Origin of the sequence: Mesorhizobium sp. M7A.F.Ca.CA.001.08.2.1, from assembly GCF_003998455.1 — a bacterium.
Taxonomy (GTDB): Bacteria; Pseudomonadota; Alphaproteobacteria; order Rhizobiales; family Rhizobiaceae; genus Mesorhizobium; species Mesorhizobium ciceri.
The window spans coordinates 1-9,406 of the sequence record NZ_RZPW01000175.1 but is presented as its reverse complement, the minus strand read 5'-3'; the positions used below and the strand labels follow the sequence as shown (position 1 = coordinate 9,406).

General features: G+C 64.0%; 11 protein-coding genes and 1 pseudogene. 9 read left to right on the top strand and 3 right to left on the bottom strand.

The features are described 5' to 3' along the window. The 3 genes and pseudogenes from EN914_RS13060 to EN914_RS13050 form a co-directional block, all read left to right on the top strand. A pseudogene (locus EN914_RS13060) lies at positions 1-436 on the top strand (transporter substrate-binding domain-containing protein); the annotation flags it as partial. Positions 437-442: 6 nt separating this feature from the next. Then, complete coding sequence (locus EN914_RS13055) at positions 443-1,099, top strand: amino acid ABC transporter permease (RefSeq protein ID WP_024502057.1); 657 nt, start codon at positions 443-445, stop codon at positions 1,097-1,099. Continuing rightward, positions 1,096-1,743, top strand: a complete 648-nt coding sequence (locus EN914_RS13050) for an amino acid ABC transporter permease (protein WP_024502056.1) — start codon at positions 1,096-1,098, stop codon at positions 1,741-1,743. The genes EN914_RS13055 and EN914_RS13050 overlap by 4 nt, the downstream gene beginning before the upstream one ends. Positions 1,744-1,765: 22 nt before the next feature. Here the strand turns inward: EN914_RS13050 and EN914_RS13045 are convergent, their stop codons facing one another. From EN914_RS13045 to EN914_RS13035, 3 genes are all read right to left on the bottom strand, one after another. Continuing rightward, on the bottom strand, positions 1,766-2,581 hold the full coding sequence (locus EN914_RS13045) for an oxidoreductase (RefSeq protein ID WP_013528434.1): 816 nt from the start codon (positions 2,579-2,581) through the stop codon (positions 1,766-1,768). Between the two features lie 94 nt (positions 2,582-2,675). Continuing rightward, positions 2,676-3,941: a beta-ketoacyl-ACP synthase II gene (gene fabF, locus EN914_RS13040; protein ID WP_024502055.1), complete on the bottom strand. Its 1,266-nt coding sequence runs from the start codon at positions 3,939-3,941 to the stop codon at positions 2,676-2,678. 41 nt (positions 3,942-3,982) lie between these two features. Further along, on the bottom strand, positions 3,983-4,561 hold the full coding sequence (locus EN914_RS13035; RefSeq protein ID WP_013528432.1) for a TetR/AcrR family transcriptional regulator: 579 nt from the start codon (positions 4,559-4,561) through the stop codon (positions 3,983-3,985). A gap of 80 nt (positions 4,562-4,641) precedes the next feature. On the opposite strand from EN914_RS13035, the gene EN914_RS13030 reads away from it, so the two are divergent. The 6 genes from EN914_RS13030 (at position 4,642) to EN914_RS13005 (ending at position 9,275) form a co-directional block, all read left to right on the top strand. Then, entirely contained in the window at positions 4,642-5,001 is a 360-nt protein-coding gene (locus EN914_RS13030; protein WP_013528431.1) for a hypothetical protein, read from the top strand. Positions 5,002-5,087: 86 nt separating this feature from the next. Further along, a complete protein-coding gene (locus EN914_RS13025; protein ID WP_013528430.1) occupies positions 5,088-5,546 on the top strand; it encodes a nuclear transport factor 2 family protein in 459 nt (152 codons plus the stop codon). Between the two features lie 286 nt (positions 5,547-5,832). Beyond that, positions 5,833-6,612 (top strand): ABC transporter ATP-binding protein, encoded by a 780-nt coding sequence (locus tag EN914_RS13020; protein WP_024502054.1) that lies wholly within the window; start codon positions 5,833-5,835, stop codon positions 6,610-6,612. Further along, entirely contained in the window at positions 6,599-7,330 is a 732-nt protein-coding gene (locus EN914_RS13015; protein WP_013528428.1) for an ABC transporter ATP-binding protein, read from the top strand. Before EN914_RS13020 ends, EN914_RS13015 begins: the two co-directional genes overlap by 14 nt. Next, entirely contained in the window at positions 7,327-8,229 is a 903-nt protein-coding gene (locus EN914_RS13010) for a branched-chain amino acid ABC transporter permease (RefSeq protein WP_024502052.1), read from the top strand. The genes EN914_RS13015 and EN914_RS13010 overlap by 4 nt, the downstream gene beginning before the upstream one ends. Further along, positions 8,226-9,275 carry a branched-chain amino acid ABC transporter permease gene (locus tag EN914_RS13005; RefSeq protein ID WP_024502051.1) on the top strand — a complete coding sequence of 350 codons (1,050 nt, stop codon included), beginning with the start codon at positions 8,226-8,228 and terminating at the stop codon, positions 9,273-9,275. Before EN914_RS13010 ends, EN914_RS13005 begins: the two co-directional genes overlap by 4 nt. Positions 9,276-9,406: the final 131 nt, after the last annotated feature.

Genomic DNA, 9,406 nt, shown 5'->3' with positions numbered 1-9,406 from the left:
CTACTACATCGCCGTGATCGGTCCGGCAGCGCTTGCCGTCAAAGGCAAGGAAGACCTCGCCGACAAGTCGATCGCCGTCAATCGCGGCACGCTGGAAGACACCTCGCTCACCGAGGCAGCACCGGCATCGGCCGACATCAAGCGCTTCGACAACTACAATTCGGTGATCCAGGCCTTCATCTCCGGCCAGACGCAGCTGATGGTCGTCGGCAACGATGTCGGCGCGCAGGTGCTGGCCAAGCAGGACGCACTGAAGCCGGAGCAGAAGTTCCAGCTTCTGACCTCGCCCTCGCATATCGGCCTCAACAAGAACGAAGACGGCCTGAAGAAGGCCGTCAACGATGCGGTCGCCAAGATGCTGGCCGACGGCAAGCTGGACGAAAGCTCGAAAGCCTGGCTGAAGACGCCGCTCAATCCCGACAATCTCAAGGATTGAGTTTCCGTGGCCTTTGGCTGGCTCCCGGGTGCCCTGGGCGACATCGCGCATGGCGCGGCCACGACGATCCTGCTGATCGCCGTGACCACGCTGGCCGGAACGCTGCTCAGCATCCTGGGTGCCGCGGGGCGGCGAAACGGCCCGGTGCTGCTCAAGCGGGCAATCGCCTGCTATGTCGAGGTGATGCGCAACACGCCGTTCCTGGTGCAGTTGTTCTTCATCTTCTTCGGGCTGCCCAGCCTGGGCGTCCGGCTCGACCCGCTCCTGGCCGCGATGCTGGCGATGACGCTCAACATGGCGGCCTACACCATCGAGATCGTCGGCGCCGGGCTTGACGCCGTGCCCGGCGGGCAGACGGAAGCAGCGCTGGCCCTTGGGCTGCGGCCACGCCAGGTGTTCGTCAAGATCGTGCTGCCGCAGGCGCTCAAGATCATCTACCCCGCGCTCACCAGCCAGATCGTCATCATGATGCTGGAGTCCGCCGTCGTGTCGCAGATCGCCGTGCGTGAGCTGACCTACGAGGCCGACATGCTGCAGGCACGCACCTTCCGCTCCTTCGAGACCTATTTCGTCGTGACGCTGGTCTATCTCGCTCTGTCGATGGCCTTGCGCCGGCTGCTGGTGTCAGGCGGGCGCCGCGCGCTCGGAGCCGGTGTGTCATGATCGAGTTCACCTTCTGGGACATCGTGCGCAACCTACTGCTCGCCGCCCGCTGGACGGTGCTGCTATCGCTGGCCGCCTTTATCGGCGGCGGCATCGTCGGCATGATCGTGCTGTTCTTCAGGATCGCTGAGAACAAATGGAGCCGGCGTGTCGCCTCCGGCTACATCGCCCTGTTCCAGGGGACGCCGCTCTTGATGCAGCTGTTCCTGATGTTCTTCGGCCTGCCGATGCTTGGTCTGCGCATCGAGCCTTGGACGGCGGCGGCGCTCGGCCTCACCTTCTTCGCCAGCGCCTATCTCGCCGAAATCTGGCGCTCTGGCGTCGCGGCGCTGCCCCTCGGCCAATGGGACGCCGGTGCCAGCCTCGGCCTGCACTATCTGCAGGAACTCAGGCTGATCATCCTGCCGCAGGCGTTTTCGATCACCCGCGCACCCACGGTCGGCTTCCTGGTGCAGCTGATCAAATCGACGGCGCTCACCTCGATCATCGGCTTCGAGGAGCTGGTGCGGACCTCCAACGCCATCAACAATGCGACCTTCGAACCGTTCAAGGTATACGGGCTGGTGGCGCTGATCTTCTTCGTCATGTGCTTTCCGCTGACGCAATACGCCCGCAGGCTCGAGAAACAGGCGGCTGCTCGCTGACGCGCCAAGGCAGCGCCCGATTTCAGACCGGCAACCCAAGCTGCTTGCGCAGGCTCTTGTCGAATGCGGATGCGGGGACGAAACGGCGCAGGAAACTGACCTGGCGCGCCATTTTTCCCGCCGCATAGCGTTTCTTCGGCGCGGGATCGGTCGCTGCTGCCAAAATGGTCTTGGCGACCACTTCGGGCGCATCGCCTTTTTCCATCGATTTCCGCACTGACATAGTCATCCCGGCGCGCGCGGAGTCGTAGATTTCGAGCGACCGGTCGGGGGCGGCAAGATTGTCCTCGAATGATGTGCGGGTATAGGCGGGCTCCACCAGCGAAACGCGAATGCCGAAGGGGCGCAATTCGTGATCGAGCGACTCGGAATACCCTTCGATGGCGTGTTTGGTCGACGAGTAAAGCGCGAAATAGGGAGCGGGGATGAACCCCTGTACCGAGCTCAAATTTACGATTCTGCCCTTCCCTTGGCGCCGCATTGCCGGCAGCACCGCGTTGGTCACGCGCAAGACGCCGAAGACGTTCACGTCGAACAGCGCTTTAGCCTGGGCGGTCGAGGACTCCTCCGCGCCGCCAAACAGGCCCATGCCGGCATTGTTGACAAGCACGTCGATGCGTCCGGCCGCGGCCAGAACGTCATCGACCATTGTCGCGACGGACGCGTCGTCGGTCACGTCGCAGGTCAGCATGGTCACGCCGGCGGATTGCTGTGAGGCCGTGCGACGGCTGGTTCCGAAGACGCGAAAGCCAGCGCCGAGCAAGGCGTCGGCGGTAGCGCGCCCGATGCCGGAAGATGCCCCTGTGACAAGGGCGACGCCGGGATTGGTCTTGTTCATGGAATCATATCCTTCTTTGCGTTGGATCGGATTGGGAAAACCATTGAGATAGGCCGGGGCAAAGGGCGTCGGTCATGACTGCGTCTGGCCACCGCTAGTTCCAGCGTCTGAACAGGGCGCTGGCATTCACGCCGCCAAAGCCGAAGCCATTGGCGATCGCGTACTCCGTCTCCATGTGGCGGGGTGCGTTTGCGACGAAGTCGATTCCGTCGCCGGCCGGATCGGCCTCGCCCAGGTTGAGGGTTGGCGGGGCGACCTGATCCCTGAGCGCCAGGATTGCGAAGATCGCACCAAGCCCGCCGGCCGCTCCGAGCAGGTGTCCGGTCGCCGATTTCGTGGCACTGACAGCTATCGCGAAATCGCGCCCGAACACGCTCTTGATCGCTTCGATCTCACCCAGGTCGCCGACTGACGTGGAGGTCGCATGCGCATTGAGATGACGAACGTCGCGTGGCGAAATCCCTGCCTGGGCAATCGCGATCTGCATGGCCCGGCGCGCGCCGTCGCCGTCCTCTGGCCCGGAGGTGACGTGATGGGCATCCGCCGTCGTGCCGTAGCCGACGAGCTCAGCAATCGGTTTTGCGCCGCGCGCCAACGCGTGGCTCAACGCCTCGATGACCAGCACGCCGGCCCCTTCGCCCATGACGAAGCCGTCCCGCGATGTGTCGAAAGGGCGCGAGGCTTGGGCCGGCGCCCAATTGAAGCCGGTTGAAAGAGAACGAGCGGCGGCGAAACCGCCGAGACTGACGGTATTGATGCACGCTTCCGTTCCGCCGCACACGGCGATGTCGGCTTCGTTGGCGCGGATCAGGCGGGCGGCGTCGCCGATCGCCTGGATGCCCGCCGCGCACGCCGTCACCGGTGCGCCGAGTGGACCTTTGAAGCCATGACGGATCGAGATGTGGCCCGCCGCGAGGTTCACCAGGAAGGACGGCACCGTAAAGGGAGACAGGCGGCGGGCGCCACGCAGGTCCACCGTGCGCACCGCCTCGGTGATGGCCGGGAACCCGCCGACACCTGAAGCGATGATCGTGGCCGTGCGCAGGCGATCCGTCTCCAAGGCAGGCTTCCATTGCGCCTGCGCAAGCGCCTCTTCCGCCGCCGCCAGCGCGAAGAGAATGAACCGGTCTACCTTGCGCTGATCCTTCGCGGACAGGACGGCATCGGCATCGAAACCAGCCTCGGGGTCTTCGCCCAGGGAGGGAACCACGCCGCCAATCTTAGCCGGCAGCTCTCCCACCACATCGTCAGGAAGCCTGCGAACGCCAGACCGGCCAGCAAGCAGGCGTGACCAGGACGCTTCGACATTGGCGGCAAGGGGCGTGACCGCACCCATGCCCGTGACGACAATCCGTTCCATCTGCTCTCCTATCCTTGCTGTGCTGGCGCTGCTCGCGCCGTTCAAGTAGCGACTGCTTCGCGAACCTGATCGGCCGCCGCATCCAGAAAAGCCTGCGCAAGGTCGGGGTCGTTGACGACCCGCGACAGCACGACCGCGCCGACCATCGTCGAGAGAACGGCCATTGCCTTGTTGCCGGTCTTTTCGCTGTCGCCCTCGCCAACCCAACCGCCGAGCATCCCGAGGTACGCCTTGATGCCGGCTTCGAATGATGCCTTCACCTCGGCACCTTGCCTGGCCGCATCCGAGCCGAGCGCAACGACCGGGCAGCCGTCCATCTTTTCTCCGCGATGATCCATGCTGAGGTAGAATGAGATCACCCCGTCGAGCGGGTTCCCGGGATTTGCCGCGGTCGCGGCCGACCATTTGTGGGTGGCGCTTTCCATAGCCCGCCTGGACGCCAGCGCCGCCAGATCGTCCTTCGACTCGAATTGCTTGTAAAAGGCGCCCTGGGTCAGCCCGGCCCCTTTCATCAGATCCTTGAGGCCGATGCCGTCGAACCCGCGCTCCCGAAAAAGCCGGCTTGCCACATTGATCACGGTCTCACGGTTTTCCGCGGCCTGAGTGCGACTTACACGCATCGTCATCTCCTTTTTTAGATTGCATTCGTAATCTATACCCTATATAGAGGGTGAACGCAATCTAAAAAAGGACAAATGAGATGATCCGCAAAACCTTGGGCGCCTCGCTGCTGGCGGCGCTGTTTCTTGCAACCCCGGCTCTTGCCGAGGAAGCCACCATCGGGCGCCCGATCGAAGGCGGTAGCCTGCACCAGGGACACCTGGACATGGTGGCCTACTACGTTCCGCGCGGCGACCTGCTTGAGGTCACCGCCACTTTCGCACCGAAGGCCGGGGGTGATCCGCTGCGGGTTGTCATGGGCCTCGCCAACAGTGACTCCGTGGCGTTTTCCATACCTGGCCACCCGGGCTCGCTCTACGCGTTCTCAAGGTCCGGTGAGGAGGTGACGGTCTCGACCGAGACGGACACATCCCTGCGAGCCGACGCGACAATGCCCTGACCTGACGCGCAGGCCGCGGCCGAGCGATGCTGGCCGGGGTCTCGCGTCGGAACGGCGCGCCACCGATAAGTTTGGAGAGAGGTCACATGCTTTACAGCTATTTTGTCGAGAAATCGATCCGGCAGAGCTTCGACGACGTCAACAACCATCGCTGGGATGCGGCGGTGAAGGCCATCGCGCCGCATGTCCATCACCGGGTTGGTGGCGCACACGCGCTTGGTGGCGAGCGTCACGACAAGCAAGCCCTGCGCCGGTGGTTCGAGCGCCTCGGCCGTGTTCTGCCCACTCTCCATCTCACGGTCAACCACGTGTGGGTGAAGGGCTGGCCCTGGCATACCACCGTGTTTGCCCAGTGGGATGGCACCGCTACCCTGCTCAATGGCGATACGTCCTACGTCAACCGTGGTCTCCACGTGTTCACGCTGCGGTGGGGCAGGGTTCATGCGCTCGAGGAATTCTACGATTCACAGGCGGCGGCGCGCGCTCTCGCCGCCCAGGCCGCAGCCGGCCTCGAAGAAGCTGTCGCCGAACAGATAACAAGCTAGCACAAGCGCGGTCCGAGGACGCCCAAGGTCTACGGGCCGGTGGCGCCGATCGTCTTCGTCTCGTGCCTTGCGCCCACGCACTATGCGCGCAGGCTCGAGAAGCGAGCGCTGGCGCGCTGGACTGCAGGCCCTGCATCGATGCCGGTGCTGTCGCGGCAACGGTCGAGCCGAGGCAGGCATACAGCTTTCCTCTTGGGAATAGGACTTGACATCTTGCCGTTCGAATTGTCCATTTGAAGCTTGACCGGGCCGAACGGGGCGGCGAGGGACAGGGGCAAACCGGCGGGTGGATAGACAGTCGAGTCGAGTGCTGTTGAGGACGGTCGGGCTGACAAAAGCCTTTCGAGGGCTAGTTGCCCTGCGTGATCATTCCATCGAGCTCCACGAACGTGAAATCATTGGGGTAATCGGGCCGAATGGCTCGGGCAAGAGCACGCTTTTCAACCTGATCACCGGCTTCTCCCAGCCGAATTCCGGTAGCATCGAGATGGAGGGCCGGTCGATCGTCGGCCTGCGCACATCGCAGATCGTCGCGATGGGCATCGCCCGCACCTTCCAGGGCTCTCGCCTGTTCGGCAGCCTCAGCGTCGCGCAGAACGTGCTGACGGCGGCGCAGTTGCGCCATCCTGTCGGCGCCGCCGATACCGTGCTGCGCGGTCGGCGTTATCGCGAGCGGGTGGCCGCGACCCGGCAGAAGGCCGACGAACTCCTCGACCTCATGGGCCTGACAGATCAGGCCGGCAGGGTCGCCGCGGATCTTCCCTACGGCGATCAGCGGCGGCTGGAGATTGCGCGTGCGTTGGCGACCGGCCCGCAACTGCTGTTGCTCGATGAGCCCGCTGCCGGTCTTGATTCCAACGAGACCAAGGTGTTGGCAGCGCTGATCCGGACGATCCGTGACCGCTATGGCGTAACGGTGGTCGTTGTCGAGCACGACATGGACCTGATCATGGCGCTGTGCGAACGCATCCAGGTGCTGGCGACTGGCGAGGTGATCTGCGTCGGAACACCGGAGCAGGTACGCGAACACCCGAAAGTGCGGGAGGCGTATCTTGGCCACGCCTAGCCCCGTTCTGCTCAGTGTCGAGAACCTCGAGGTCAATTTCGGCGCGGTGCGTGCGCTGAAGGGCATTTCGCTCGACGTCCATGCCGGCGAGGTGGTGGCGTTGGTGGGCGCCAACGGCGCCGGCAAGAGCACGACCTTGCGCACCATTTCCGGCCTGTCGCGGCCGCGCGGCGGCAGGATCATCTTCGATGGCAAGCCGATTGGAGGTGTCGCTCCGTCGCGCATCGTAAGTCTGGGCATCGCGCAGAGCCCGGAGGGCAGGCGCCTGTTCGGCGGCCTGACGGTGGCTGACAATCTGCGGCTCGGCGCCTGCACCCGCACCGACAAGGATGCCATCCTCAGAGACAGCGAGCGCATGTTCATGCTGTTCCCGATTCTCAAGCAGCGGCTGAAGCAGCTGGCCGGGACGCTGTCGGGCGGCGAACAGCAGCAGCTTGCTTTGGCGCGCGCGCTGATGGCGGCGCCGCGCCTGCTGCTGCTCGACGAGCCTTCGCTCGGCGTTGCGCCGCTGCTGGTGCGCCACATCTTCAGCGCGCTTGCCGAACTGAAGCGCCAGGGCATGACGATGCTTCTGGTGGAACAGAACATCACGCTCGCGCTGGACCTCGCCGACCGCGCCTATGTGCTGCGCACGGGCCAGGTGGCGCTGTCTGGCCGGTCCGCGGAACTGCGCGACAGCGAACGCGTGGCGCAGGCATATCTCGGGGCGGCAACATGACCCAGCTGGACTATATCCTTCAGCAGATCGTCAATGCGGTGAGCCTCGGCAGCCTCTACGCACTGGTGGCGGTCGGCCTGTCGATCGTCTTCGGCGTCCTCAAGCTGACCAATTTCGCGCATGGCGACGTCATGATGGTAGGTGCTTTCGGGGTTGCCTTGCTGGTCGGCATCGGCGTTCCGTTCCCGGTCGCCGTGATCTGCGGCATCGCCGCGGCCGCCGCCGCCGGCTTCCTCATCGAACGCATCGCCTACCGCCCGATCCGCGACGCGCCCGACGTTGCGCGACTGCTGACCAGCCTCGCCGTCACCTACATCATCGAGAATGTCGGCATCCTGGTGTTCACCTCCTCGCCGCGCAATTTTCCACTCCCCGATATTCTCAACACCTCCTGGGAAATGTCGAACGGCGCCATCACCTTCACCAGCATCAATCTCCTGACCATCGCGCTGACCTTCGTGTCGCTGCTGCTCCTCGGCTGGTTTATCACGCGCACCACGACTGGGCTCGGCATGCGCGCCGCAGCCGAGGACATGTCGGCGGCACACCTTGTCGGTCTGAACGTCAACCGGCTGATCATCGTCGCCTTCATCGTCGCATCCGCCTATGCCGGCCTCGCCGGCATTTTGTGGGCGGCGCAGGCCGGCGTGGTGCAGCCGCAGATGGGCTTCACGCCGCTCCTGAAGGCTTTCGTGGCGGCAATCATCGGCGGCTTCGGGTCGATCGCGGGCGCCCTGGTCGGCGGCTACATATTGGGCGCGCTGGAGATATTCATCGTCGCATTCCTGCCGAGCAGCGTCTCGTCTTATCGCGACGCAATCGTCTTCGCCGTGCTGATCGCCTTTCTCTTGGTGCGCCCGGGCGGGCTGCTCCAGCCAAACCGGGAGATAAAGCTGTGAGCCGGGAAGCGCGGATCACACTCCTCGTCCTCGTCGCCCTGGTGGCGGGGGCAGCTGTCGCATTCGGTGCGCCGCACGTGCTGAGCGACTATTTCGTCCGGATTATCCTGCTGATCGCGCTGAATGCAATCCTGGTGCTGGCGCTGTCGCTGAGCAACGGTTTTACGGGCGTGTTTTCGCTCGGCCATGTCGGCTTCATCGGCGCCGGCGCGTATATTTCGGGAATCCTGTCGATCCCGGTGCAGCAGAAGATGGCATTGCTGCCGCATCTGCCGGGGTTTCTGCATGCTTTCAGCCTCCCCTTCCTGCCGGCGACGCTGGTGGCAGGCGTTCTGACGGCACTGCTTGCGGTGGTCGTCGGTTATCCCTTGATGCGCCTGTCGGGCTATTTCGTTTCGGTGGCGACGATGGGATTCTTGATTATCGTCAACGTGGTGCTGATCAATGCGTCGGATTTCACCCGAGGCGCCCGCACGTTTACCGGCGTGCCGCTGGAGACGACGTTGCCCTGGGTGATGGGTTGGCTCGCCATCACGGTGTTCGTTCTGGCGCGCCTGGTTTATTCGCCTTTCGGGCGCGCCATGAAGGCGGTGCGCGACGACACAATCGCGGCCAGCGCTGTCGGAATCGGCGTGTTGCGGACCAGACTGATCGCCTTCGTCATCGGCGCGTTCTTCTCGGGCGTCGGCGGGTCGCTCTATGCGCATTATCTCGGCTCGTTTTCGCCGAACACCTTCTACTTCGCGCTGACGATGAGTCTGATCACAATGCTGGTGCTGGGCGGCATGGGCTCCCTGACCGGCGCGGTGGTCGGCGTCATCTGCGTTTCGCTGTTGTCGGAGGTCCTGCGCTCGGTCGAACGCGGCTTCACGATCGGCGATTTCGCGGTGCCGGCCCTGTTTGGCGCCAGCCAGATCGTGCTCGGCTTCATCTTCATTCTAGTCATGATCTTCCGGCCGAAGGGGATCATGGGGGACCGGGAACTTACGTTCGGATCAACCCAAAGATCGGCAACGGTGAACCAGACAGAGGAACGAAAACGATGATCAAACTCACTCGACGCGGTACCATCGGCCTGGGACTTGGCGCATTCTTCGCGCTTGCCTCGGCCAGCACGGCACTTGCTGCCGACACCATCAAGATCGGCTATCCGGCAAACCTGACCGGCATCCAGGCC

Excerpts from the sequence above, each read along its gene's own strand:
- EN914_RS13050 (WP_024502056.1), top strand. The coding sequence starts at position 1,096 with ATGATCGAGTTCACCTTCTGGGACATCGTGCGCAACCTACTGCTCGCC.
- EN914_RS13045 (WP_013528434.1), bottom strand. The coding sequence starts at position 2,581 with ATGAACAAGACCAATCCCGGCGTCGCCCTTGTCACAGGGGCATCTTCC.
- fabF (WP_024502055.1), bottom strand. The coding sequence starts at position 3,941 with ATGGAACGGATTGTCGTCACGGGCATGGGTGCGGTCACGCCCCTTGCC.
- EN914_RS13035 (WP_013528432.1), bottom strand. The coding sequence starts at position 4,561 with ATGCGTGTAAGTCGCACTCAGGCCGCGGAAAACCGTGAGACCGTGATC.
- EN914_RS13030 (WP_013528431.1), top strand. The coding sequence starts at position 4,642 with ATGATCCGCAAAACCTTGGGCGCCTCGCTGCTGGCGGCGCTGTTTCTT.
- EN914_RS13025 (WP_013528430.1), top strand. The coding sequence starts at position 5,088 with ATGCTTTACAGCTATTTTGTCGAGAAATCGATCCGGCAGAGCTTCGAC.
- EN914_RS13010 (WP_024502052.1), top strand. The coding sequence starts at position 7,327 with ATGACCCAGCTGGACTATATCCTTCAGCAGATCGTCAATGCGGTGAGC.